The 26,110-nt window shown below is 39.7% G+C and carries 29 protein-coding genes; all 29 read right to left on the reverse strand.

The features are described 5' to 3' along the window. Positions 1–146: 146 nt before the first annotated feature. A complete protein-coding gene (gene gap / locus QM867_RS06305; RefSeq protein WP_049492462.1) occupies positions 147–1,157 on the reverse strand; it encodes a type I glyceraldehyde-3-phosphate dehydrogenase in 1,011 nt (336 codons plus the stop codon). Positions 1,158–1,422: 265 nt separating this feature from the next. Next, positions 1,423–4,074, reverse strand: coding sequence for a bifunctional acetaldehyde-CoA/alcohol dehydrogenase (gene adhE / locus QM867_RS06310; RefSeq protein WP_060956407.1), 2,652 nt, complete (start codon positions 4,072–4,074; stop codon positions 1,423–1,425). A gap of 300 nt (positions 4,075–4,374) precedes the next feature. Then, positions 4,375–4,788 carry an MORN repeat-containing protein gene (locus QM867_RS06315; protein WP_049504892.1) on the reverse strand — a complete coding sequence of 138 codons (414 nt, stop codon included), beginning with the start codon at positions 4,786–4,788 and terminating at the stop codon, positions 4,375–4,377. After that, positions 4,763–5,218 (reverse strand): low molecular weight protein-tyrosine-phosphatase, encoded by a 456-nt coding sequence (locus QM867_RS06320; protein ID WP_414315400.1) that lies wholly within the window; start codon positions 5,216–5,218, stop codon positions 4,763–4,765. Before QM867_RS06320 ends, QM867_RS06315 begins: the two co-directional genes overlap by 26 nt. A 48-nt stretch (positions 5,219–5,266) precedes the next feature. Then, positions 5,267–5,587 carry a preprotein translocase subunit YajC gene (gene yajC / locus QM867_RS06325; RefSeq protein WP_049504890.1) on the reverse strand — a complete coding sequence of 107 codons (321 nt, stop codon included), beginning with the start codon at positions 5,585–5,587 and terminating at the stop codon, positions 5,267–5,269. A gap of 117 nt (positions 5,588–5,704) precedes the next feature. Continuing rightward, positions 5,705–7,681, reverse strand: coding sequence for a transketolase (gene tkt, locus QM867_RS06330; protein ID WP_414315378.1), 1,977 nt, complete (start codon positions 7,679–7,681; stop codon positions 5,705–5,707). Positions 7,682–7,795: 114 nt separating this feature from the next. Then, on the reverse strand, positions 7,796–8,887 hold the full coding sequence (ulaG, locus tag QM867_RS06335; RefSeq protein WP_414267818.1) for an L-ascorbate 6-phosphate lactonase: 1,092 nt from the start codon (positions 8,885–8,887) through the stop codon (positions 7,796–7,798). Between the two features lie 116 nt (positions 8,888–9,003). Further along, positions 9,004–10,677 (reverse strand): BglG family transcription antiterminator, encoded by a 1,674-nt coding sequence (locus QM867_RS06340; RefSeq protein ID WP_414315379.1) that lies wholly within the window; start codon positions 10,675–10,677, stop codon positions 9,004–9,006. Positions 10,678–10,843: 166 nt separating this feature from the next. Continuing rightward, on the reverse strand, positions 10,844–11,551 hold the full coding sequence (locus QM867_RS06345; RefSeq protein WP_006153388.1) for an L-ribulose-5-phosphate 4-epimerase: 708 nt from the start codon (positions 11,549–11,551) through the stop codon (positions 10,844–10,846). A gap of 1 nt (position 11,552) precedes the next feature. Beyond that, positions 11,553–12,416: an L-ribulose-5-phosphate 3-epimerase gene (locus tag QM867_RS06350; RefSeq protein ID WP_414315380.1), complete on the reverse strand. Its 864-nt coding sequence runs from the start codon at positions 12,414–12,416 to the stop codon at positions 11,553–11,555. A gap of 3 nt (positions 12,417–12,419) precedes the next feature. After that, on the reverse strand, positions 12,420–13,085 hold the full coding sequence (locus tag QM867_RS06355; RefSeq protein ID WP_371608056.1) for a 3-keto-L-gulonate-6-phosphate decarboxylase UlaD: 666 nt from the start codon (positions 13,083–13,085) through the stop codon (positions 12,420–12,422). A 16-nt stretch (positions 13,086–13,101) separates the two neighbouring features. Next, complete coding sequence (locus tag QM867_RS06360) at positions 13,102–13,587, reverse strand: PTS sugar transporter subunit IIA (protein WP_061863925.1); 486 nt, start codon at positions 13,585–13,587, stop codon at positions 13,102–13,104. A 76-nt stretch (positions 13,588–13,663) separates the two neighbouring features. Beyond that, positions 13,664–13,945: a PTS sugar transporter subunit IIB gene (locus tag QM867_RS06365; RefSeq protein ID WP_000241466.1), complete on the reverse strand. Its 282-nt coding sequence runs from the start codon at positions 13,943–13,945 to the stop codon at positions 13,664–13,666. 22 nt (positions 13,946–13,967) lie between these two features. Next, positions 13,968–15,425: a PTS ascorbate transporter subunit IIC gene (locus tag QM867_RS06370; protein ID WP_049548841.1), complete on the reverse strand. Its 1,458-nt coding sequence runs from the start codon at positions 15,423–15,425 to the stop codon at positions 13,968–13,970. Between the two features lie 130 nt (positions 15,426–15,555). Then, positions 15,556–16,179: an HI_0552 family protein gene (locus tag QM867_RS06375; RefSeq protein ID WP_414315381.1), complete on the reverse strand. Its 624-nt coding sequence runs from the start codon at positions 16,177–16,179 to the stop codon at positions 15,556–15,558. 55 nt (positions 16,180–16,234) lie between these two features. After that, a complete protein-coding gene (gene jag, locus QM867_RS06380; protein WP_414315382.1) occupies positions 16,235–17,191 on the reverse strand; it encodes an RNA-binding cell elongation regulator Jag/EloR in 957 nt (318 codons plus the stop codon). A 14-nt stretch (positions 17,192–17,205) separates the two neighbouring features. Further along, entirely contained in the window at positions 17,206–18,033 is an 828-nt protein-coding gene (locus tag QM867_RS06385; protein WP_186822539.1) for a YidC/Oxa1 family membrane protein insertase, read from the reverse strand. Beyond that, the gene (gene rnpA / locus QM867_RS06390) at positions 18,008–18,379 is read right to left on the reverse strand and encodes a ribonuclease P protein component (RefSeq protein ID WP_060956304.1); all 372 of its coding nucleotides are present in this window, start codon (positions 18,377–18,379) and stop codon (positions 18,008–18,010) included. The genes QM867_RS06385 and rnpA overlap by 26 nt, the downstream gene beginning before the upstream one ends. Positions 18,380–18,709: 330 nt before the next feature. Continuing rightward, complete coding sequence (locus tag QM867_RS06395; protein ID WP_075230992.1) at positions 18,710–20,047, reverse strand: PFL family protein; 1,338 nt, start codon at positions 20,045–20,047, stop codon at positions 18,710–18,712. Between the two features lie 9 nt (positions 20,048–20,056). Beyond that, on the reverse strand, positions 20,057–20,323 hold the full coding sequence (locus tag QM867_RS06400; RefSeq protein WP_000644115.1) for an ACT domain-containing protein: 267 nt from the start codon (positions 20,321–20,323) through the stop codon (positions 20,057–20,059). A 465-nt stretch (positions 20,324–20,788) separates the two neighbouring features. Beyond that, a complete protein-coding gene (rplQ, locus tag QM867_RS06405) occupies positions 20,789–21,175 on the reverse strand; it encodes a 50S ribosomal protein L17 (RefSeq protein WP_000331493.1) in 387 nt (128 codons plus the stop codon). An 11-nt stretch (positions 21,176–21,186) separates the two neighbouring features. Then, positions 21,187–22,122: a DNA-directed RNA polymerase subunit alpha gene (locus tag QM867_RS06410; RefSeq protein ID WP_000568996.1), complete on the reverse strand. Its 936-nt coding sequence runs from the start codon at positions 22,120–22,122 to the stop codon at positions 21,187–21,189. Positions 22,123–22,164: 42 nt separating this feature from the next. Then, positions 22,165–22,548 carry a 30S ribosomal protein S11 gene (gene rpsK / locus QM867_RS06415; RefSeq protein WP_001118385.1) on the reverse strand — a complete coding sequence of 128 codons (384 nt, stop codon included), beginning with the start codon at positions 22,546–22,548 and terminating at the stop codon, positions 22,165–22,167. A 17-nt stretch (positions 22,549–22,565) separates the two neighbouring features. Continuing rightward, entirely contained in the window at positions 22,566–22,931 is a 366-nt protein-coding gene (rpsM, locus tag QM867_RS06420; protein ID WP_000090783.1) for a 30S ribosomal protein S13, read from the reverse strand. 17 nt (positions 22,932–22,948) lie between these two features. Beyond that, on the reverse strand, positions 22,949–23,065 hold the full coding sequence (rpmJ, locus tag QM867_RS06425; protein WP_001808836.1) for a 50S ribosomal protein L36: 117 nt from the start codon (positions 23,063–23,065) through the stop codon (positions 22,949–22,951). Positions 23,066–23,089: 24 nt separating this feature from the next. Beyond that, the gene (gene infA / locus QM867_RS06430; RefSeq protein ID WP_001029883.1) at positions 23,090–23,308 is read right to left on the reverse strand and encodes a translation initiation factor IF-1; all 219 of its coding nucleotides are present in this window, start codon (positions 23,306–23,308) and stop codon (positions 23,090–23,092) included. A 117-nt stretch (positions 23,309–23,425) separates the two neighbouring features. Then, entirely contained in the window at positions 23,426–24,064 is a 639-nt protein-coding gene (locus QM867_RS06435) for an adenylate kinase (protein ID WP_075230993.1), read from the reverse strand. Positions 24,065–24,219: 155 nt separating this feature from the next. Continuing rightward, a complete protein-coding gene (gene secY / locus QM867_RS06440) occupies positions 24,220–25,530 on the reverse strand; it encodes a preprotein translocase subunit SecY (RefSeq protein ID WP_000465391.1) in 1,311 nt (436 codons plus the stop codon). 12 nt (positions 25,531–25,542) lie between these two features. After that, positions 25,543–25,983, reverse strand: coding sequence for a 50S ribosomal protein L15 (rplO, locus tag QM867_RS06445; RefSeq protein ID WP_000766079.1), 441 nt, complete (start codon positions 25,981–25,983; stop codon positions 25,543–25,545). Positions 25,984–26,110: the final 127 nt, after the last annotated feature.

The raw sequence follows: 26,110 nt of genomic DNA on the forward strand, positions 1-26,110 counted from the left end.
CATATGAATCTTTCTAATGAGTTGTTTTGTCGCTTTTCATTATAGGTCATATGGGACTTTTTTTCTACAACAAAATAGGCTCCATAATATCTATAGGGGATTTACCCACTACAAATATTATAGAGCCGCTTTTATCAACTCAAGAATTATTTAGCGATTTTAGCGAAGTATTCAAGAGTACGTACAAGTTGTGCAGTGTATGACATTTCGTTGTCGTACCATGAAACAACTTTAACCAATTGTTTACCGTCAACGTCAAGAACTTTAGTTTGAGTTGCGTCAAACAATGATCCGTAAGACATACCTACGATATCTGAAGATACAATTGGATCTTCTGTGTAACCGTATGATTCGTTTGAAGCTGCTTTCATAGCTGCGTTCACTTCATCAACAGTAACGTTCTTTTCAAGAACAGCAACCAATTCAGTAACTGATCCAGTTGGAGTTGGAACGCGTTGTGCAGATCCGTCAAGTTTACCGTTCAATTCTGGGATTACAAGACCGATAGCTTTAGCAGCACCAGTTGAGTTAGGAACGATGTTTGCTGCACCAGCGCGAGCACGACGAAGGTCACCACCACGGTGTGGTCCGTCAAGGATCATTTGGTCACCAGTGTAAGCGTGGATAGTAGTCATCAATCCTTCTACAACACCAAAGTTGTCTTGAAGAGCTTTAGCCATTGGAGCCAAGCAGTTTGTAGTACATGAAGCACCTGAGATAACTGTTTCAGTACCATCAAGAACATCGTGGTTAGTGTTGAATACAACTGTTTTAACGTCGTTTCCACCAGGAGCAGTAATAACAACTTTCTTAGCTCCACCTGGGTGCAAGTGTTTTTCAGCAGCTGCTTTCTTAGCAAAGAAACCAGTAGCTTCAAGAACGATTTCTACACCGTCGTTAGCCCAGTCGATTTGTTCTGGATCACGTTCAGCAGAAACACGGATGAATTTACCGTTAACTTCAAATCCACCTTCTCTAACTTCCACAGTTCCGTCGAAACGACCTTGAGTTGTGTCATATTTCAACAAGTGTGCAAGCATAACTGGATCTGTAAGGTCGTTGATGCGAGTAACTTCAACACCTTCTACGTTTTGGATACGGCGGAAAGCAAGACGACCGATACGTCCGAAACCGTTAATACCAACTTTAACTACCATTAGTGATTTCCTCCTTATGAAAATCATGAAAATTTTATTGTGAAAAGAGTAACTTGAATCACTACAAATCACCTTTCAACAAAACTATTATATAACTATTTGAGTTTAATTGCAAGCGCTGGCCTTGATTTTCTGATGAGCTTTGGTAATATTTTCATTTCTTTACTTGGCCTTGCATCTGACTCTCATGCTAGCAATTTTTTATGAAAACACACTCTCTAACCATAAAAAACCGAGGTTCCCCTCGGTTTTGGCTGATAATCAATTATTTACGGCGTCCTGGTCTTTCTTTGTAACCATAGTATGCATCTTCGATGATTTCTTGCATATGGTCAACCATTGGAAGACGTGGGTTTGCAGGTGAACATTGGTCTTCATAAGCAAGGAAGGCCAATTCACGTGAATGTTCTTTCCATTCTTTTTCGTCAACACCTTGTGCTTTGAAGTTCATTTCGATACCTACGCGCTCACCGAGTTCGTAAACAGCTTTTGCAAAAGATTCAACCCCTTCTTCTGGTGTAGAAGCTGGAAGTCCAAGCATACGAGCGATATCTTGATATTTCTCGTCTGCACGGTAGTAGTTGTACTTAGGCCATGTAGCTGTCTTAGCTGGGCGAGTACCGTTGTAACGGATAACATATGGAAGCAAGATTGCATTTGTACGTCCGTGAACTGTGTGGAATTGCGCACCAATCTTGTGAGCCATTGAGTGAGAAATACCTAGGAAGGCATTGGCAAAGGCCATACCAGCGATTGTTGAAGCGTTATGCATTTTCTCACGTGAGTGGAAGTCTGCATTCTTAACTGAACTTTCAAGGTTTTCGAATACAAGTTTGATAGCTTGAAGCGCAAGACCGTCAGTGTAGTCGCTAGCCATTTGTGATACGTATGCTTCAGTTGCGTGAGTCAATACGTCCATACCAGTATCAGCAGCAACAAATCCAGGAACTGTCAATACCAAAGCAGGGTCTACGATTGCCACAGTTGGTGTCAATGAGTAGTCAGCGATTGGGTATTTACGGTTGTTTGCTTTATCAGAGATAACGGCAAATGGAGTTACTTCAGATCCTGTACCAGATGTAGTTGGGATAGCGATGAATTTAGTCTTCTTACCAAGCAATGGGAATTTGAAAGCACGTTTACGGATATCCATGAATTTTTGTACAAGGTCACGGAAGTCCACTTCTGGTTGCTCATAGAAGAGCCACATTACTTTAGCAGCATCCATTGGAGATCCACCACCAAGAGCGATGATTGTATCTGGTTTGAAGGCACGCATGATTTCAGTACCACGTTCAACTGTAGTGATATCTGGATCTGGTTCTACATCTGCAAAAATTTGGTAAACAACCTTATTGCGACGAAGGTCAAGTTGTTCGATGATACGATCAAGGAAACCAAGCTCTACCATGGCATGGTCAGTAACGATCATGACACGTTCAACGTCACGACATTTTTGAAGGTATTGAATTGAATCACGTTCAAAGTATGTTTTTGAAGGAAGTTTCATCCATTGCATGTTATTTCTCCGTCTTCCGACTTTTTTGATGTTCAAGAGGTTGATGGCGCTAACGTTATCCCCAACTGAGTTACGTCCGTAAGAACCACATCCGAGTGTCAATGATGGCAAGAAGGCATTATAAACGTCCCCAATACCACCGAAAGTAGAAGGTGAGTTACAGATAACACGAATAGCTTTAACAGCTTTACCAAATTCTTTAGTCAATTCTTCATCAGCAGTATGGATGGCAGCTGAGTGTCCAAGACCGTTAAATTCAACCATTTGACGAGCTTTAGCAATACCATCTTCACGGCTTTCAGATTTCAAAACTGCGATAACTGGTGACAATTTTTCACGAGTTAATGGCTCGTTTTCACCAACTTCTTTACATTCTGCAGCAAGAATGTTTGTTCCTTCTGGAACAGTAAATCCTGCTTGTTCTGCAATCCAAGTTGCTGGTTTACCAACGATGTCAGCGTTCAATTTTGCACCAGCACAGTTTTTGCTGTTTGCTTTCACGCCGAAGCAGAACTCTTCAAGAAGAGCTTTTTCTTTTTTGTTTACAAAGTAAGTGTGATAAGATTTGAACTCTGCTACAAATTCATCGTAAATTTCTTTATCAATGATAACCGCTTGTTCAGATGCACAGACCATACCGTTGTCAAATGATTTAGACATTACAATATCGTGAGCAGCTTGGCGGATGTTAGCTGATTTTTCAACATAAGCTGGAACGTTACCGGCACCTACCCCAAGAGCTGGTTTACCACATGAGTATGCGGCTTTAACCATGGCATTACCACCTGTTGCAAGGATTGTTGCAATACCTTCGTGGTTCATAAGCGCACTAGTTGCTTCCATAGATGGTTCAGTAATCCACTGTACACAGTTTTCAGGAGCTCCTGCTTTAATCGCTGCATCACGAACGATTTGAGCTGCGTGAGCTGATGATTCTTGAGCTGATGGGTGGAATGCAAAGACAATAGGATTACGAGTCTTCAATGAAATCAACGCTTTAAAGATTGCTGTTGAAGTTGGGTTAGTTGTTGGAGTAATACCACAAACAACACCAACCGGTTCAGCGATAAGAGTCAATCCTGTTACATCATCTTCTTCGATAACACCAACTGTTTTAGTGTGGCGCATGTTGTTTACTACGTGCTCACAAGCAAATAGGTTTTTAGTTGCTTTATCTTCAAATACTCCACGTCCTGTTTCTTCAAAGGCATGTAAAGCCAATTCTCCGTGAGCATCAAGTGCTGCAACTGAAGCTTTTGCTACGATATAATCGACTTGATCTTGGTCGAGTTTACGCATTTCTTCAAGGGCAACTAAAGCTTTTTGCACCAAACCATCGACATGCTTTTCAGCAGCGAGTTTCTTTTCTTCTGGTGTTACAGTTTTTTTATCAGCCATATTTTCCTCCATAGCTTTCAAGGATTGTAAATCCTTTGTTAATTTTTTCACAAGTTTATTATAACTCTTTTTTTAAAATTTGTAAACAGTTTCATGAGCATTTCACAAACTTTTTTTGTTTGTTTGTGAAAACAATTTCAAATATACCCACACATGCGCTTTTTCACTTAAAGTTTGTGAATTATTCCATAAAAGTTTTATTTTTCACAAACTTAGTTGTAAAACAGTCTTGTAAGCCGTTTTTATTTCCATGTAAGCGCTTTCTATCGTTCTGGAAGAATACCTCCTTCTAGGAGGAGGTTATTGTGCTTGTTGAAATAAACCTTGTTTGAAGTCCCCTTCATAGACTACTTCTTGTTCGGTAGTTAGTTTTCCTTTTCCTTCAGCTTGGCCATTTACAAAGTCTCCCTCATATACCCAACCTGCTTTAGCTTGGTAGGTACCTTTACCATTGAAGGCACCATTGCTAAATTCTCCAGTATAGGTATCACCGTTTGAGAAGGTAACAGTGCCCTGACCATTCATCTTACCACGAACTAGGCTCCCGTCATAAATAATAGCATCGTTATCAAGCTTAAGAACGCCCTGTTTTGGAAGATTGGTCAAAAATACGAGACCTGCACAGACAACAATGACGATCACTGTCGCAATTTCTAAACGGGGACGTGTTAAATAGACACTATATTTTTCATAGAGTTTTTTTAAATTTTCCATGTTCACTCTCATTTTCTAAGCGACTTAACCAAGCCTGACAACCTGTTAAAACTCGGTCATAAGTTTCTTCAAAATCACCTGTATACCAGGGATCTGGAACGCTTTCAGATGCAAAAGGCTGTATCTTGTATTGTTGATCCTGTGGACACATCTGACGCAAATCAGCGAGATTAGACTCATCCATCCCAATGATATAGTCAAAATACTCAAAATCTTTTTTAGAAATTTGTTGGGAAGTTTTTGAAGTATCATAAGGAACGCCATGACTTCGAAAGATGCCTTGCGTCCCTTTGTGGATTGGATTACCGTGTTCCCAGGAAGAAGTCGCTCGACTTTGAATCTCATATTTATCGGTCAGGGATTTCATTACAAATTCCGCCATAGGACTACGACAAATATTGCCAAGACAGACAAAGACAACTTTTTTCATCATTGTTCCTCTCATTTATAGAAAAACGGGAATGTATTCCACCCCGTTTTATTCTTCAATAGCACTGCCTTCTTCGATAACTGCACCTTCAGGTGTGACAGCTTCTTTGACTGGCAAAACTGTTCTAATTGCACCTAATTCAAAAGTCAAGTATACTCCGTCTACATCAAGTACAATCGTTTTGTTTTCAGTATCAACTTCATCGACTGTACCGTAGAGACCACCGATAGTGATGACTTCGTAGCCTTTTTGAAGTTTGTTGAGGCTCTCCATACGTTTTTCAGCTTGTTTCTTTTGAGAACGTTGCATGAAAAACATCAAGCCCAACATCAAAACAAGCATAATCAAGAATGTTAAATTCCCACCCATTATTTTTTACTCCTTTGTAATTCAGATAAAACTACTATATCAAATTTCACTTGTTTTTACAAGATTGCACCTTGATTTTAGGTCAATAAAAAACCAGAGCAAATGCCCTGATTTTTCTTATTTCAAGTTGTTTACAAGTTCTACTAAGTTTTCAACTGTAAATCCATATTCTGCTAAAACTTTTGGTGCTGGGGCAGATGCTCCAAAGGTATCAATACCAAGAACTGCTCCATCAAGACCAACGTATTTATACCAGTTTTGAGTTGCTCCCATTTCGACTGCTACACGGCGACGAACTGCATTTGGTAAGATTTCTTCTTTGTAGGCTGCATCTTGTGCGTCAAATACATCTGTAGATGGCATGCTGACTACGCGAACTTTGCCACCTTGACTTGCCAATTCTTTAGCAGCTGCTACTGCTAAGTTCACTTCTGAACCTGTTGCAATCAAGATAGTGTCAAAATCTGCTGCATTTTCATATACCACGTAAGCACCTTTCGCAACCTTCTCAAAGTCTGTTCCTTCTTCAACAGTCAAGTTTTGACGAGTCAAGACAAGAACAGTTGGTGTTTTCTCGCTCTTCACTGCAAGATACCAAGCTGCTTGAGTTTCACGCGCATCTGCTGGACGGAAAACATTGAGGTTTGGAATCGCACGAAGACCTGCCAAGTGCTCAATTGGTTCATGAGTTGGTCCGTCTTCACCAACTGCGATTGAATCGTGGGTGAAGACATAAGTTACAGGAAGACCTTGTAGAGCTGACAATCGAACTGCTGCCTTAAGATAGTCTGAGAATACGAAGAATGTTCCACCATAAACACGAAGTCCACCGTGAAGAGCCATTCCGTTCAAGACAGTACCCATAGCAAATTCACGAACACCAAATTGGATGTTACGATTTAAGCGATTTGCATCATCTTGAAGTCCATCAGTTTTGATGTAAGTCATATTTGAATGAGCAAGGTCAGCTGATCCACCGAGGAAGGTTGGCAATTTAGCAGCCACTACATTCAAAGCATCCTGACTTGAGTTACGAGTTGCTTGAAAGAAGCCATTTTCTAAAGCTGGGAAGTCTTCTGGAGTCACCTCAACTGGATCGCGTCCTTCAATGATTGCCTCCACTTCTGCAGCAAGTTCTGGGTGAGCTTCTTTGTAATCTGCGACTAGTTTTGTCCATGCTTCGTATGCTGATGCACCACGGTCTGCAACATTTTCTTTGAAATCAGCATAAACTTCTGCCGGGATTTCAAACGGTTCGTAGTCCCAACCCAGTGCTTGGCGAGTTGCAGCAGTTTCGTCTGCACCAAGAGGAGCACCGTGTACAGCGTTAGTCCCTTGTTTGTTTGGAGAACCATAACCAATAACAGTTTTCACTTCGATCAAAGATGGTTTTCCTGAAGCCTTAGCTTCTTCAATAGCAGCATGAATAGCTTCTAAATCTGTTCCATCTTCTACCAAAGCTGTATGCCAACCGTAGGCATTGTAACGATCGCGAACACTTTCTGTGAATGAATCTTTTGTCTCACCATCCAAGTTGATATCATTTGAATCATAAAGAACAACCAACTTGTCTAGTTTTTGCAAGCCTGCATAAGAAGCAGCTTCGCTTGAGACACCTTCCATCAAGTCACCATCTCCACAGATAACGTAAGTGTAGTGGTCAAAGATGTTATAACCTTCACGGTTGTACTTAGCTGCAAGGAAACATTCTGCTTGTGCAAAACCTGTCGCAGTCGCAATCCCTTGTCCTAGAGGACCTGTTGTTGCATCAACTCCTGCAGTATGCCCAAATTCTGGGTGACCTGGAGTTTTAGAGCCCCACTGACGGAAGTTCTTTACTTCATCCATGCTCACATCTTCAAAACCAGAAAGGTGGAGAAGGGCATAAAGAAGCATTGATCCGTGACCAGCTGAAAGAATGAAACGGTCGCGGTTAATCCAGTTTGGTTGAGCTGGATTAATACGAAGTTCTTTAGTGAATAGGCTGTAGGCCATCGGTGCAGCTCCCATAACCACCCCTGGGTGACCTGAGTTGGCTTTATTGATAGCGTCAATACCTAGAAAACGAATCGCATTAACAGATAGATTTGACATAGAATTTCCTTTCTCTTTGAGGTGATAGGTCTATCACATATTCTATTTGTACTATTATATGAAAATTATCCGTATCGTGCAACATACGGATAACCTCCAGAAAAAATTTTTATATTAAAGCAAGGCTTTGAATTGGATATTTGAGTCTTGTTCGAAGCAGTCATCAAAACCACGTGGGTGATGATATTCTATTAAGTGTTGGTCTTGAGGATAAGTGTATTTACCACCAACTTCCCAGATAAATGGATGGAAATCGTATTGCAAACGATCTTTTCTCATCTTCCAAAGTTCTAGGATTTCATTCGTAGAAGCCATGAAGTTAGACCAGATATCATAGTGAACTGGAATAATGACTTTTGCACGAAGATTTTCTGCCATGCGAAGTAGGTCAATAGAGGTCATTTTATCTTGGATACCTACTGGGTTTTCACCATAGTTATTCAAAGCAACATCAATTTTGAAGTCTTTACCATGTTTTGCAAAGTAGTTAGAGAAGTGAGAATCAGCTCCATGATAGATGGTTCCACCTGGTGTTTCAAAGACATAGTTAACAGCCTTTTGAGCCATTTCTTCATCTGTAACAGCCAACCCAGCAAGTTCACCACCTGTTTCGTCAGCTCCATTTACTGGTAGAGTTACCAAGCAAGTACGGTCAAATGATTCTACCGCATGAATCTTCATGTCTTTTAGTTCGATAGTATCACCTGGCTTCACAACGATGATTCGTTCTTTTGGAACACCCCAGCCTTCCCAGATTCGACCACAATGGTAAGGACCGATAAACTTAACATGATCTAACTTAGGATTGTTGAGAATCGCTGCAGCTGTGTATGGGTCGATATGGTCACTGTGGAAGTGTGAAACCAAGTAGTAGTCGAGTTCGTTGATAGCAAATGGATCAATAACCATTGGCTGAACACGCAAGTTTGGTTGCAATTTACGAACACCTGCCATATTTGCCATTTGGTGCCCACGAACCATATCTTTCACTTTTTTGGTTGATTTTCCACGGTTTGACCAAAGGTCCATGACAACGTTAGCACCACCTGGTGTCTTAATCCAAGTACCACAGTTACCTAGCCACCACATGGCAAAGTTGCCTTCAGGCACGACTTCTTCTTCGATTTCTTCATTCAACCATGTTCCCCATTCTGGGAAAGTAGCTAAAATCCATGATTCTCTCGTAATTTCTTTTACGTTTGGCATTTGAAATCCTCCATATTTTGTTCAAGTATTCATTTCATACTTAGTATAACACCGACCGAAATATTAAAAAAGACCAAGAAAAACACAGGTTTGTGTTCATCATTGGACTGTGATATTTATGATTCATCTAAAAAAGCTTGGATGACTAATTCTTGGTTGATTAAGAGTTGAATTTCTTCCTTTAATTTTGCTGCAGCGTGTTTATCAGATATATAGGTAGTAATAATTGTTGATAGATTTTCCTTGAAGGTTCGACCGTCTTTTCTGAGGACCTTATTCTTCATAAAGTCTGTTATGCGTAAAATATCTTCTGCCTCAAGTATAGGATTTACCTTTAAAACTGGGAAATGACTCTCAAGTTCATCGTTGGTTGTGATTAGTAAATCAACCTGAGTAATATCCTCTACGCTTTTGAACTGCTCAGTTGTAAAGACTGCCCCTATCTGTTCATTTGGAAGATAGAATCGACATTGTTTAAGTAAGAGTTTAGAGACGCCCACTCCTTCATCACACACAATATAAATCTTCTTGGTATTGTTTTGAATCGATGGAGTATACTTTAAAAAACCTCCAACATGAATGGTCAAATAGGCAATCTCATCATCCGTCAATCGAATCTGCCAAGCTTCTTCTAACACTTCTGCACATTTTTTTGTAATTACGAAAAGTTCACTATACTTAGAACGAATCTGACGTGTTAAGGGATTTTTTGAGAAGATCCCATAATTTTTTCTAAATAGTAGAGCCTTACAATGAATCACAAGATTTCTCAGTAAATCTTCTTTCTGTTCAATCTCCATTCTGGTTTGGGATTCAAAATACCAAATAAACTCTTCTAAAGCCATTCTCAAATGCTGAAAATCTTTACTTTCTGCATGGATGTCTCGATCTTTTCGATAGGATAACAAAAGAATGGCTAACAGAGATCTATCTAATTCTGAAAACGAGATGCTAAATGTTTCAAACAAGCGCTCTCCTAGTTTTTTTGATACCTGATATTCAATTCTCTTTCGAATCAATGAAAACTCTTGCTCAATTTCTTGGTGTTTGTCCTGATTACGAGTAACGGTATCACATCCAAGTAGAAGATAGGGGAGGACCTGTAACATAAAAGTGACTTCGTGATGGTTTATTTTTTTCCCCAAATCTTGCTCAACCAACGGAACCTGTTTTTTGAGAAATTGATTGACCTCATCGGAAAGAAGCATCTCACCGTCTAATCTTTCCTTGATTTTTTCCTCTAAAATAGCAACAAAGGCTGGATTTTCCTCCATAAAGATATGATAGAGAAGGGATTGAAGATACTGGATTTTATTAAGAGGATGTGCATTTAGATAGTAACCGCGAGATTTACTAACTTGAAGCGTTACTTGATACTGCTCTAATGTCAGCTGGTAACGAATGGTATTTAAATCATTTAGGACCGTATTTCGAGAAACTTCTGTCAATTCCATGAGTTTTTCAAGCGTGATTCTCTCTTTGGAAATACCAATAAGAAGGAGCATCAGCTGCATCCGCTCGTTTGCACTCATGATGTAATCATAAGAATCAACTTCGTCTAATAATTGACGACAAGCTTCTCTTTGTTCATCGGTCAAGTAAATACCAATCCGAGGCAGACTGATGATATGCAAATTCTCATCGTCCAAAGCATCATTGATTTTATCAATGTGATAGTAGATTTTTCTTCGAGATTGAGCCAGATCTTTTGAAATCGTCATAATCGTTTTGGACGTTTCTTGATCCATCAAATATTGAAGCAAGTCACAGCTCGCCTTATCTAAAACCATAATTCATACTCCTCTATTTGTCAATCGCTTCCAAAACAACTTTATAATGGTATCACATTCGTACAGACTTTGCAATTATATGCTGTAAACTCTTAACAGTGGATACTGACAACTACAAAAGCGAGGCTTGGATCGAAAGGTCCTAGCCTCTTTTCAATTCAATTTCTTATTTCTTTTGACCGTAATAAGCATTTGGTCCATGTTTACGTTGGTAGTGTTTTTCTAGGATGTACTGAGGAGCAGGTTCAACTCTTGGATTGATTTGCTCTGTAAAGCGATTCATCTTAGATACTTCCTCTAATACAACAGAGTGATAGACAGCATTCTCTGGGTTTTTGCCCCAGGTGAATGGACCGTGATTACGTACGACAATCCCTGGTACTTCAACAGGGTTGAGACCACGACGTTCAAACTCTTCTACGATAACTAGGCCAGTATCTTTTTCATAGGCTACTTCTACTTCATCCTTGGTCAAACTACGGGCGCAAGGAATTGAACCGTAGAAATAATCAGCATGGGTTGTTCCGTAGAAAGGAATATCACGGCCTGCCTGAGCCCAACCAACGGCTTCTGTCGAATGGGTGTGGACCACACTAGCAATTTCTGGCCAAGCCTTATATAACTGCACATGAGTTGGGAGGTCAGAAGATGGTCTTAAATCTCCTTCTAGGACCTTACCATCTAGGTCAGTCACCACCATGTTTTCAGGTGTCAATTCGTCATAATCTACACCTGATGGTTTAATAACAATGACACCAAGTTCGCGATTGACTTCCGATACATTGCCCCAGGTAAATTTAACAAGTCCATGTTTTGGCAATGATTGATTGGCATCACAGACTCGTTTACGCATAGCATTGATTACTTGATTCATCTTACATCAAACCTGCTTTCTTAATGAGTGGGTAGAGGAAAGCTTGCGCCTCTTGAATGGCTGCGCGTGTTTCTTCTACAGTTTCACAATTTTCAGACCACATTTCGATTAGGAAAGGTCCATTATAATTAGTTTGCTTTAAAATATCGAAAGCTTCTTCCCAATTGACACAACCTTCCCCGAAAGGTACATCTCGGAATTGACCCTTTGAACTTTCTGTCACTGCATAAGTATCCTTGAGATGGAGAGCTGCGATGGCATGATGGCCGAGATAAAATTCACTGTAGACATCATTATGCCATGCAGATACATTACCAATATCTGGATAGACAAAGAGGTAGGGAGAGTCAATTTCTTTCTCTATAGCCAAGTATTTTTCGATGCTATTGATGAAAGGATCATCCATAATTTCAATAGCAAGTACCACCTGAGCTTCTTCAGCCCAGTCACAAGCTTTTCTCAAATTTTTGATAAAACGTTGGCGTGTCTGGGGTGACTTTTCCTCATAGTAAACATCGTAACCAGCTAATTGAATCGTACGAACTCCCAAATCTTGAGCTAATTCGATACATTTTTTCATGAGTTCCAGAGATTTTTCCTCTAGAACTGGATCATTTGATCCCAATGGGTAACGACGATGACCTGAAAAACAGATCGAAGGAATACGAACTCCAGTCTCATAGATCGCTTTGACAATATCCAAGCGCTCGTCCTTACTCCAGTCAAGTCTGGCTAAACGCTCGTCTCGCTCGTCAATAGACATCTCGACAAAATCAAAACCTAACTCCTTGGCAAAATTCAAACGTTCTAGCCAGGTAAAGTGTATCGGGGTTGCCTTTTCATAAATTCCAATTGGACGTGCCATGGTTTACCCCCAAATTCGTTTGATTTCATCCTTGAAGGCACGCGCTGCTCCTGCTGGATCGGGAGCCTCTGTAATTCCACGACCTGCAATAAAGGTAAAGACATCAACGCCTTCAAAGAGTTTGAGAGTATCTACATCTAGACCACCTGTTACAGAAACACGGAAGCCCATGTCAATGAGTTTTTTAACCTTATTAAGGTCTTTTTCACCCCAAGTTTCACCAGCAAGAAGGGCATCACGAGATTGGTGATAGATAGCTTGTGAGATACCTGCATCTAGCCAAAGCTGAGCTTGTTCAAAAGTCCAATCACCATAAAGCTCGATTTGGATTTCTCCTCGGTCTCCACGTTCAGCCTTGATAGCCTTTAGAGCTGCTTCCATAGTAGGGATGGTTGCACAACAGATACAAGTCATCCAATCTGCTCCACGAACGGCATTATTTTTGGCAACTGTTCCACCAGCATCGGCACATTTTGTGTCTGCCACAATAATCTTATCTGGGAAAAGGCTACGTAAGACTTCAACCAGTTCACTTCCAACTTGAAGCAAGCAAACAGTTCCAGCTTCGATAATATCTACTTCCTGACCAACAGAAATAGCTGCTTTAATTGCTCCTTGCAAGTCTGAATGGTCTAATGCAACTTGTAAATTAGGTATTCTTTTTGTCATCTCTTTATTCCTCTTTCTAACTTTCCAAATCCAATCCTTCGAGATAAGGGCTATCCTTAGATTCTTCAATCATCGCCAAGACATCTTCTTTAGTTTGGCAAGCCTGTAAACGTGCGATAGAATCTTCTAATTCAAATAAGGCAATGATTTGTGGAATGGCTACACTTGTGTGAATTTTTGAGCTTGTTGCAGCTAGTGCCAACAAAACAGAGACCTCTTTCCCATCTGAAAATACAACAGGATTTTGCAAGGTAATCAATGAAAAGGCATCTCTTTGCACTCCAGCTTCAGGTCTAGCATGGGGCATAGCCATACCTGGCATCAAGATATAGTAAGGACCATACTCTTCAGTCGATTCGATAATAGCATCGTAATACTCTGGCAAAATCGCCCCACTTTCAATCAAGGGATCTACTGCTACCTTGACTGCTTCTTTCCAATCGTTAGCCTCTAAACCTAGTCGGATCGAGTCATTGTCAATTAAAGCTTGTTTTAAATTCATATCTGCCTCCTTTATTTAAAGAGGGAGAAGGACAGAAACGATAACTCTCAGTTTCTGTCCAGCCCCCTCCAACCTTTTACTGTAGCGCTTGACTGAGTTTTTCTGTGATTTCTTTATCATCCATCAAGTTGTCAAGCCCAATTAACTTCCCATTAGTCCGACCTTCCAATTCTTGAATCAAATGAAGAGAAGCGATTACGATGTCATAGCCTGCTGCTAAACCTTTTGCTTCACCGACACTGCATGAATTGACTGTAAAGTCTGTTTGATTAAGCTTACGGAGGGCATTTTCAACCTTCATCTTGATAACCATAGATGAACCCATTCCATTTCCGCACGCTGCTAATACTTTAACCATTTTATTTCTCCTTTTCTAGACACTAAGCTTCTTCTTGAACTTCACCCTTGTAATATTTCTCTTTATCTTTTGCTTTTGCAAATTGAAGTTGAGGAATAACGAGCAAGAAGAGACATACAAGTACATAACCAACAATACCGAGATATTTGAAGATATAACCAAATCCAAGCCATGGGAATTCAAAGTCGATATTTCCATGGTAACCACCGTAAGATGCTAAGTCGAGAAGGGCTACACAGAGAGCTCCTAGAGCAACTTGGAGGACACCTGAAATGAAGGATAGGATAACGGCTGCTTTCCATCCGCCACGCTTATCAGCATAGACCGCGATGGCTGCATTATCAAAGAACACTGGTACAAATCCTGTAATAATAAGGATAGGGTTTTTAAAGACGATAAGCAAGACAATTGTGATCAATTGACCAATCAAACCAAAGGCAAATCCTGACAAGACCGCGTTTGGAGAACCAAATCCATAAGAAGCTGCAACGTCGACCGCTGGGAATGAACCTGGCAACAATTTGTTTGAAATACCTTGGAAGGCATTTGTCAACTCAGATACGAACATGCGGACACCTTGCATCAAAACAAACAAGTAAACTGAGAAGGTGAAGGCTGTTTGGATAATGTACATAAAGAAATCTTGTTTTGCAGGATTGAATAGAGTTCCTGAAGTGATGACTTCTTTATTAGACATAATATCTGGACCCAAGATTAACAGAATGGCTCCAAAGAATACGAGCATCAAAGTAGCAGATGCAACAACAGTATCATGGAAGATTGAGAGGAACTTAGGCAATTTAAGATTGTCTAGACTTTCTTCTTTCTTACCAAAGCGTCCTGCCACTTTATCTACAAACCAGATTGCAAATTGTTGTTGGTGACCAATCGCAAATCCGCCACCACCAGTCAGACGTTGAGTTGCCTCAACAGTCATATTTGAACTAACTGCCCAGTAAAGGCCACAGATGATACCGATTGCTGCTGTACCATAAGCATTGCGCAATTGTGGGACTAAGAATAGAACCATAAGAGATACAGTCGCAGCTTGTTGTACCATGATGTGACCAGTAATAAAGAGGGTTCTTACTTTCGTAATCTTGCGTAGAGCTACAAGCAAGATATTTACTCCAAAACCGATCAACAGAGCTGTAGTTGCAGTTCCGACAAAATCTGGAAATTCAGCTGCAATTTTGTTGTTTGCTGCAGCAAGTCCAAAGTAAGGGTCGATAACCGCTGCACCAATTTGGAATTTGTAGTTAAGGGCTGCCAAGATTGGACGGAAGGTTGTAACCAAACCACCAGCACCCACGTTGAGCAACATATATCCTACTGTTGCTTTAACGAAACCTGAGAAAACGTCATGAGCAGGTTTTTTCAAAAGTGCATATCCTATCAACACCAATAAACCTACGAAAAATGCGGGATTCTGCAAAATATTGCTAGAAAACCAATTTAGAACACTTGAAATGACTTCCATAATTGTTCTCCTTTTGAATTGTTTTTGTAAGTTTATTATATAATTTGAAAACGGAAACAAAAAGACCAAGAATTACACAGCGGACTGTTCACTCTTGGACTGTATGATTCATAATATTTTACGGATTATCTTATTTTCTTGTAGCTAGATAATAGGGAAGAATTTGATTATAAGTTTCCAGTAGGGCTTCTACGATTTCTTCTTCGGATGAATTATCTGTCACTGGAATATCTGCCTTTACTAAAACTTTGCGGACTTCCTGATGGGCGATTTTTTCTCTTAAAACTTGGCGATTTTCCTCAGTAGCCTCCATCTTTTGACTTTCTCCATCTGAGTAGACTAGATAGTAAATCCCTTCTACCACTGGAACTTCTAAAACCTTGGCTTGTTTGTCTAATGTTCGCTCATCCTTCTTACGTTCAATAAAACTCACTTCTAGTGAAACTCCAAAATCAGAAGGGCTTCCATACAAACGAAGGGCCAACATAGGCTCCGTCACTTCCCCTTCACGCTGTAAATAAGCCCAGAAATGGGGTCGCAAACGTTGGGCTTGATTCATCCACTGACTCGATCTTTGCAGTATCCATTCTGGATGCCTTGCTTGAAAAGCTTTAGCCAGTTCTGTAAAAGTCTTTCTAGCTTCCTGTCCCTTACTCCTCAAATATAGCATTTTCTCAGCATCTTGTCCTGCCTTCTCTGGTTTTTGATACTGTAAGCCAGAGTATGCAAGGTAGTCTCTCATTGTATTCAACATAGGCTCAATCTCCCTTGGCTAGCAAAAAATCAGGGATACCCTGATTCTGCTTTGACTATTCTGTATCCACGACAACGTAACGATTTGGTTCATCACCTTCTGAATAACTAGTGACACCCTCCATACGTGAAATAATACGATGGATGATTTTACGTTCGCTGCTAGACATTGGATCAGTCACCTGACTACGCCCCTCTTCTAGGACACGTGTAGCTAACTTCTGTGCATAGCTCTGCAAGACTTCTGCACGGTGCTCTACATAATCATTAACATTGATGGTAATATAGAAGGTTCTTGAATAGCGGTTATAAAGATAATTTTGCGCTAAAAGCTGGAGAGATTTCAAAACCTTACCATGGTAACCGATAATACGACCCGGTTCATTGGTATCAATTTGCATATTGATAGAACGGCGATTTGAGGTACTTGAAATTGCTCCCTCAACATCCATATCATCAATAATACCTTGAACATAGCTGGTCACTTCTTCAACCACCTGGTCAATATCATAGGTCGGTTCAATCTTCAAACCTAGATTTTCTAAATCATCATTCTGCTCGACTTCTTCCTGCTCTTTAGATTCTTCTGGCAGTAAATCTTTTAGAATGGCAATATGACCAGTCTCCTCTAAAATTGTACTAGCCTCTTTCTCATTTTTTAGAATTTCGGCCTTAACCTCTTCAGAGATTCCTTGTCCTTCTTCCTCGATTTTCTTGATTGCTTCAACAACATGACCTAAGTCTACTGTTGCCTCACTAACAGTCTTAACGGGTTCGTTCTTAGCATTAACTTCCTTTGGAACTCCTTTGACTGCTTGCTGATTTGCCTTCACAACAGTTGTCTCACTAATTGCTTCGATATCAACTTGCGCTGGTTTCTTCCCAAAAAGGCCAAAGAAACCTTTTTTCTCCCTTGAGACAACCTTGATATGCGCCTTCATTCTAGGAATCCCCAATTCCTTCAATCCCGTTTGGATCGCTTCCTCAACAGTTGAACCTGTAAATAATACCATTACAAGATTCCTCCTTACTTTTTCTTTTTCTGTGCTTTCTTGAGAGCTTTTCTCTTCTTGATTTCTAAATCCTTCTTAGCCTGTACTCCCGCCTCACGCTCTGCAATAATCTTAAATGGATTGTTAAGCAGATAGGTTTGGAGCACCTGATAAGCATTGGATACTGCCCAGTATAAGGCAACCCCACTTGGTGAATACATGGCAAAGAAGAAAATCATGACTGGCATTGCATACATCATTCCTGTCATGGCGCCATTTTTCTCAACCATTGCCTTATTGGATAACCAGGTGCTAAGGAAAGTAAAGATAGCTGCCAAAATTGGCAAAACAAAAGTCGTATCTACACCACCAAGGTTAATCCATAAGAAGTGACCTGTTTTTAAAAATTCTACTCTACTCAAAGCTTGGAACAAGGCCAACAAGACTGGCATCTGGATTAAGATTGGCCAAAGAGAAGCTGACTGCTTCACACCATGTTGCTTGAACAACTGACGCATTTCTTGGTCCAACTTGGTACGGCTCTCCATATCCCGTCCCGGATAACGTTCTCGCAACTCCTTAACCAGTGGTTGTACTTCTTGCATCTTTCTAGATGCCACCATCTGTACCTGAAAGACTGGTAAAAGAATGGTTCTGATTAAAAGGGTAAATAAAATAATCCCCAGACCAATACTTGTATCAAATGATAAAAAGCGAATGGTTTCAGCAAAAAAATAAACAAATTTACTCCAAAAATCTGTTGATTCAGCTGTAATCTCACTCGTCGTACCACTAGCCGTGCAGGCGCTCATCACAAATAAAGCAAGCACCATTAAGCTAGTCAACTGTAATTTCTTTTTCACTCCCATTTCCTTCCTGGTAAATCTTTGATAACTTTAATACGTGAAGTAGATTTTTTCCCATTTCCGCGTAGTCCAAGATTTCAACACCTTTTCGAGCAATCACAACAAAATCTACATTTTCAACCAGCTGATTTTTATGTTCAATCAGAATATGTCGAATTCTTCTCTTGATCTGATTCCTCATGACAGCGTTTCCTAATTTTTTACTGACAGATAGACCAACTCGAAAATGCTGTTCATTATTTTCTAATCGATAAATAACAAATTTACGATTAGCAAAACTCTCCCCTTTTTTAAATATTGCACTAAAATCTTTCTCTTTTTTTACACGAAAGCGTTTTTTCAAAATTCAACTCCATCTATTAAAACTACTACTATTATACCATAATTTTTCAAAAAGCCAATCATAGCAAGGTTTTAGCCCATTTTTACCTAATAAAAAGACATATTTTCACTCTGAAATCATCATCTTTTTTCAAAAATTTCTCAAATTTGGGCATACAAGTCTGCTCATTTCTGATCAGAAAAAACAAAAGTCACCCTTTGGAGTGACTTTTGTAGGAGATTATTATGAAAAAGTTAGGATTTCTATTAAATAAAGTTAGGAGGTCTTTATTTAATGATTATAGTATACCTGTCTATCCTTAAACCCAACTTAAACAGATTCCATTTCTTTTTAATTTTTAAAACTATGGATTGGAGCTGGAATTTGCCCTCCACGAGCAATGAAGTCAACAGACGAGGCACCGTTAACTTTCATGACTGGAGCCGTTCCTAGAAGGCCACCAAATTCAATCATATCGCCTTCTTTTCCTTTTGGAATAATACGTACAGCAGTTGTTTTCATATTGATGACCCCGATAGCAGCTTCATCCGCAATCATTGCCGCAATCGTTTCCGCAGGTGTATCCTCAGGAATGGCAATCATATCCAAACCAACTGAACAGATAGCTGTCATAGCTTCTAATTTTTCCAAATTAAGGGAGCCGTTTTGCACTGCAGCAATCATCCCCTCGTCCTCAGAAACTGGGATAAAGGCACCAGACAAACCACCAACTTGGTTGCAAGCCATAACTCCACCTTTTTTAACTTGGTCGTTCAAGAGAGCCAAAGCAGCAGTCGTTCCATGAGTCCCAACTGTCTCTAACCCCATTTCTTCAAGAACACGAGCTACAGAATCACCCACTGCTGGAGTTGGAGCTAAACTCAAATCGACAATCCCAAAATCAACTCCGAGGCGCTCACTAGCCATTTGACCAACCAATTGACCAATGCGGGTAATCTTGAAGGCTGTCTTTTTAACAGTTTCAGCAACAACATCAAAGCTCTGACCTCGAACCTTTTCCAAGGCACGTTTGACAACACCCGGTCCTGAAACACCTACATTGATGATGACATCTGCTTCACCAACTCCATGGAAGGCACCTGCCATAAAAGGATTGTCCTCTACCGCGTTGGCAAATACAACTAATTTAGCAGCACCCATATCAGACAGAGAAGCTGTCTCCTTGATAATACGCCCCATATCTGCTACTGCAGTCATATTGATACCCGATTTGGTAGAACCGATATTTACCGATGAACAAACCTTATCTGTTTCTGCCAAAGCACGAGGAATCGAATTGATGAGAATCTCATCACCTTTTTGGTAACCCTTTTGTACCAAGGCAGAAAAACCACCAATAAAATCAACACCAATTTCCTTAGCAGCTCTGTCCAAAGCCTTGGCTAATGGAACATAGTCCCTTGCATCTGTAGCAGCACCGATCAAGGAAATTGGAGTTACGGACACACGTTTATTTACAATGGGAATTCCTAACTCAGCCGCAATTTCATCTCCAACAGCCACTAAATTAGCCGCCTTGGTTGTAATCTTTTGATAAATTTTCTCCGCAGCACGATTGATATCTGGATCGATACAGTCCAAAAGGGAAATCCCCATGGTAATGGTTCTAATGTCAAAGTTTTGCTCCTCAATCATAGCGATTGTTTCGGTAACTTGTCTAATATCCATAAATACCTCCTAGATATTGTACATAGCATCAAAAATAGCCGCACTTTGAATATTGATTTTGACATTCAAAGTCTGACCAAAAACCTCAAATTCGTTTCTAAGATGAGTAAAATCTTGTTTTTCATCACTAGATACCACAGCCATCATTGTAAAGAATTCGTCCAAGACTGTTTGTGAGATATCATCAATATTTAAGCCTAATTCAGCAATTTTTGTCGCAACACCTGCAACAATTCCAGATTTATCTTTACCAACAACAGTAATAATAGCTTTCATGATTAAACTCCGTTTCTAACACAGAACAATATCCATTTCGGCCAAAAACAAAATAAAAAAGGGGGGATAGAGTAACTAAATCACTTAATAGTGAACAATTATCCAAGTTGAAACCCTAAAAAATCTCTTAGTTGATCTTGTACCAGACTAGTATTTTTTTACTAGGTCGCTAGTTTAGAACTTGAAACTGATAGTATATTAGCTCATAACCTCTTTATAGAATATTTTTGAAAAAATGAACATTGTTGATTTTCGTTTTCAATAGTATAGCATATTTCTTAATAAAATACTCAAAAACGCCTGCTTACGAAATTGTTCTTTAGTAAAAAACAATTTCGTAAACAAGCGTCTACCTTATCATCTTATGATGAGTGTTCCCGCTAGGACATAAGTCCTAGCGGTAGACCAGAGCTAGACTAAGAGCACAAGACCCCATCATCATAACACTCAACAAAATTGATGATTTTATACTAATTCGATGATCGCCATTGGCGCTGCATCACCACGACGTGGTTCAGTTTTAAGGATACGAGTGTATCCACCGTTACGCTCAGCATAACGAGGTGCGATTTCTGAGAACAATTTTTGAAGTGCTGTAGTAGAAGTGTACTTATCAGTTGCTTCATCATAGTTTTCAGATGCGATTTCATTACGTACGAAAGCAGCTGCTTGACGACGTGCATGCAAATCACCACGTTTACCTAGAGTAATCATTTTTTCAACAGTTTTACGGATTTCTTTAGCACGAGCTTCAGTTGTCACGATTGATTCGTTGATCAAAAGGTCAGTTGTCAAATCGCGAAGCATTGCTTTACGTTGTGAGCTAGTGCGTCCTAGTTTACGGTAAGCCATTTATTCCTCCTTTATTTATCTTTTAATCCAAGACCCAAATCAATGAGTTTGACTTTCACTTCTTCCAAACTCTTGCGTCCAAGATTTCTTACTTTCATCATCTCTGCTTCAGATTTTTCTGTCAAATCATGCACAGTGTTGATACCGGCACGTTTCAAACAGTTATATGAACGCACAGACAAGTCAAGTTCCTCAATCGTACGTTCCAAGATACGGTCGTCCGATTCAGTATCAGCTTCTTTCATCACTTCTGCTGACTTAGCGATCTCTGTAAGATTTGTAAACAAATCAAGGTGCTCTGTCAAGATACGTGCTGAAAGCCCTAAAGCATCTTCTGGAATAATTGTTCCATTAGTCAAGATTTCAAGGGTTAATTTGTCGAAACCATCATTGCTACCTACACGAGCAGGTTCAACTTGATAGTTGACTTTTGTAACTGGTGTATAAATAGAATCTACAGCAAGTGTTCCAACTGGTGCATTATCTTTTTTATTTTCATCAGCAGGTACATATCCACGACCACTGTTAACAGTCATTGTCGCCTTTAGAGAAGAACCTTCACCGATTGTAAAGAGATAATGATCTGGATTTACAATTTCAATGTCGCTATCTGTCAAGATATCTCCAGCTGTAATTTCAGCAGGACCTTGCACATCTAGTTCAATGATCTTTTCGTCTTTAACGTAAGATTTTACTGCAATACCTTTGATGTTCAGAATGATTTGCATCACGTCTTCGCGAACACCCGGAACTGTATCAAATTCATGCAATACACCTTCGATATTGATAGATGTTACAGCAGCCCCTGGAAGAGAAGCTAGAAGTACACGACGAAGAGAGTTACCAAGTGTTGTACCGTAACCACGTTCAAGCGGTTCGATTACAAACTTGCCATAATCTTTATTTTCATCAATTTTTGTTATATTTGGTTTTTCAAACTCGATCATTTAGTTACTCCCTCTTAAACGAAAAGCAGTGTAAGGTTATGATTATACACGGCGACGTTTTGGAGGACGAGCACCATTGTGTGGCACTGGAGTCACATCACGAATTGCTGTTACTTCAAGACCAGCGGCAGCAAGAGCACGAATAGCTGACTCACGACCAGAACCTGGACCTTTAACAGTAACTTCAACTGACTTAAGACCGTGTTCTTGTGCAGATTTAGCAGCAGCTTCTGAAGCCATTTGAGCAGCAAATGGTGTAGATTTACGAGAACCTTTAAAACCAAGAGCACCAGCTGATGACCAAGCAATTGCATTACCATGCACATCAGTAATCATAACAATAGTGTTATTAAATGTAGCGTGAATATGAGCAATACCAGATTCGATATTCTTTTTCACACGACGTTTACGTGTTGGTTTAGCCAAGACTTTTACCTCCTATATTATTTTTTCTTACCAGCAATCGCAACAGCTTTACCTTTACGAGTGCGAGCGTTGTTTTTAGTGTTTTGTCCACGGACAGGAAGTCCACGACGGTGACGGATACCACGGTATGAACCGATTTCCATCAAACGTTTGATGTTCAAGTTTACTTCACGACGAAGGTCACCTTCAACTTTGATTGCATCCACTTCACGACGGATAGCATCTTCTTGATCTGGTGTAAGATCGCGAACACGTACATCTTCTGAAATTCCAGCAGCTGCCAAGATTTTCTTAGATGTTGGAAGTCCGATACCGTACACATAAGTCAATGAAATTACTACGCGTTTGTCATTTGGAATGTCAACTCCAGCAATACGAGCCATATTTTCTCCTTTCTATCTTATCCTTGACGTTGTTTGTGTTTTGGATTTGCTGGGCAAATTACCATAACACGACCATTACGACGAATAACTTTACAGTATTCGCAAATTGGTTTGACCGATGGTCTTACTTTCATTTCTTATCCCTCCAAGTTTTTCGATTATTTAAAGCGGTAAGTGATACGTCCACGTGTCAAGTCATATGGACTCATTTCGACAGTAACACGATCTCCCGCTAAAATACGAATATAGTTTTTACGAATTTTACCAGAAACTGTTGCTAAAATCTGATGTCCATTTTCAAGTTCAACCGTAAACATTGCATTCGGCATAGTATCAACTACTTTACCTTCAACTTCAATCACATCGTCTTTTGCCACGCAAAAGTACCTCCATAAATTTCGATTTGATGCCTCTAGACACAGAGACAACAATTATAAGTCAGACTAACTCAGTATAACATTTGTAGAGACATTTTGCAAGCATGAAAAACGCTTTTATTTCAATTTTGTCAATACTTTTTCGATATCTGCAAAGACATCATTGATATCTTGGTTACCTTCGATATCATGTACCAAACCTTTTGCACGATAGTGGGCAATAATTGGTTCACCTTGGGAAATATTAACATCCAAACGACGTTTTACTGTTTCAGGTTTGTCATCTTCACGTTGGTAATAGTCTTCTTCTTTGTAGTCAACTGGTGGGTTGAAAACTTTATGGAAAGTTTCACCAGTTTCACGGTGAATGATACGACCACTCAAACGCTCCAAAAGGCAATCTGGATTTACTTCGATGTTAATAACACCTTCAAGTTCAATCCCTAATTCAGCTAAAGTTTTATCCAAGGCATGAGCTTGCTCAATTGTACGTGGGTATCCGTCCAACAAGAAACCAGTTTCTTTAATGTCATCTTGTGAAAGACGCTCTTTCACAATACCATTTGTAACTTCATCTGGAACCAACTCGCCTTTGTCGATATAAGACTTAGCTAAGACACCCATTTCAGTTTGGTTAGCCATTGCCGCACGGAACATATCACCTGTTGAGATATGAGCAACATGGAATTGTTCAACAATTTTTGCTGCTTGTGTACCCTTACCTGCACCAGGTAAGCCCATAATCAAAAGATTCATGATTCAAACTCCTTTTTTGTTTTTAAATAGAAGCAAAAATTCATTTCAACTCCTATTTAAAAACAAAATAGAAGAGAGGAGATAAAAATCTGACAAGGTCTTTGATTTTTAAACTCCACTCTCTGAGCAATAGTGAATTTTCTTTTCTATTACAATTATTCTGTTGTATTCATGAAACCAACATACTTACGTTTCAATAAATAACCTTCCAATTGTTTAATTCCTTCAATACCTGTTGAGATAATGATCAAAAGACTTGTTCCCCCAAAAGCAACGACTTCTGAAAGACCGAATAAATCCTTAGCTACAATAGGTAAAATAGAAATGACACCTAGGAAGAGGGAACCGACTGTTGCGAGACGACGAAGAAGTTTTGACATATACTCTTCTGTCCCTTTACCAGGACGGACACCGTGGATATAAGCACCGCTCTTTTGCAAATTTTCTGCTGCCTTCTCTGGATTAATCTGTACAAATGTATAGAAGAATGTAAAGAGGATAATCAACAGAGCGTACAAAGCGATACCTGTAGGGGCTGTTGTAGATAGTAACTCCTGAGCACTACGTACCCAGGCCCAATCAAGACCAGATGCACTTACAAATTGTAAAATTGCCGCTGGTGCTGCTGTAATTGAGCTAGCAAAGATAACTGGAATAACTCCTGCAGGGTTAATCTTCAATGGAAGATAGGAACTTGATGGTGCTCCTTGTGCTACCTTAGTATACTGAATTGGTATCTTATATTCAGCTTGTTGAACATAAGTTGTAAAGTAAACAATCAATAAGACTGCTACAATTAAGATAGCAACAAAAATGAGGGATGAAGTCAAGCGACTGCTTGGTACATTGACAAAGTAGTCAACATAAATCCCCTTGATCATATCAGGAATTGAAGCAACAATCCCCGCAAAGATAATCATGGAAACACCATTTCCATAACCCTTATCAGTAATTTGCTCTCCCAACCAAGTTACAATCATACTACCCGCTGTTAGGATTGCTCCAATCACAAGGAAAACTTGTGGTGTTAAAGGAACAGTCAAAAGTTTGGCTCCAGATAAAGCATTAAAACCAGCAGTAATTCCGATAGATTGCACGAATGCAAGAACAAGGGCAATATATCGAGTTGCCTGGTTCAATTTTCTACGACCAACTTCCCCTTGTTTGCCCCACTCTACAAACTTTGGTAATAAATCCATTTGTAAGAGTTGGACAACGATAGAAGCAGTAATGTATGGACTAACACCAAGTGCAAAAACTGAAAAGTTTTTCATGGCATTACCAGACACCAAACTTAACATATTTAGAAAAGATAGACCACTCAAAGCATTCAAGCTATTGGCATTCACCCATGGAACCGTAATGCTAGTCCCGATACGGAAGACAAAGACGATAAAAATTGTAAAAAGAATTTTTGATCGAACTTGCTTGACTTTGAAGGCTTCTCTCAATAATTTAAAAAACATAGGTCACCTCTCTTAGATGACTTCTACTGAACCACCTTTAGCAGTGATAGCTTCTTCAGCTGATTTAGAGAATTTAGCTGCTTTTACAGACAATTTCTTAGTCAACTCACCGTTACCAAGAATTTTGATACCTGATTTTTCAGCTTTAACAATTCCTGATTCGATAAGAACAACTGGAGTTACTTCTGCACCATCTTCAAAGACGTTCAATTGGTCAAGGTTAACAATTGCGTATTCTTTAGCGTTGATGTTAGTGAATCCACGTTTTGGAAGACGACGGAACAATGGAGTTTGTCCACCTTCAAAACCAAGACGTACTCCGCCACCGCTACGAGCTTTTTGACCTTTTTGACCACGACCAGATGTTTTACCGTTACCTGATGAAGTACCACGACCAACACGGTTACGAGTTTTACGAGAACCTTCTGCAGGTTTCAATTCATGAAGTTTCATTATATATTTTCTCCTCTTTTGTAAAATGCTAGCGCCGATAAGAGAGAAAAGGTTGTCTCTCCTATCAACTCGCCTATACGTTTGTCATCAAAGATGACTATATCTAGTTTTAGGGGATGGTATACTG

The organism is Streptococcus infantis (genome assembly GCF_047463635.1).
In the GTDB taxonomy this organism is placed as follows: domain Bacteria; phylum Bacillota; class Bacilli; order Lactobacillales; family Streptococcaceae; genus Streptococcus; species Streptococcus infantis_W.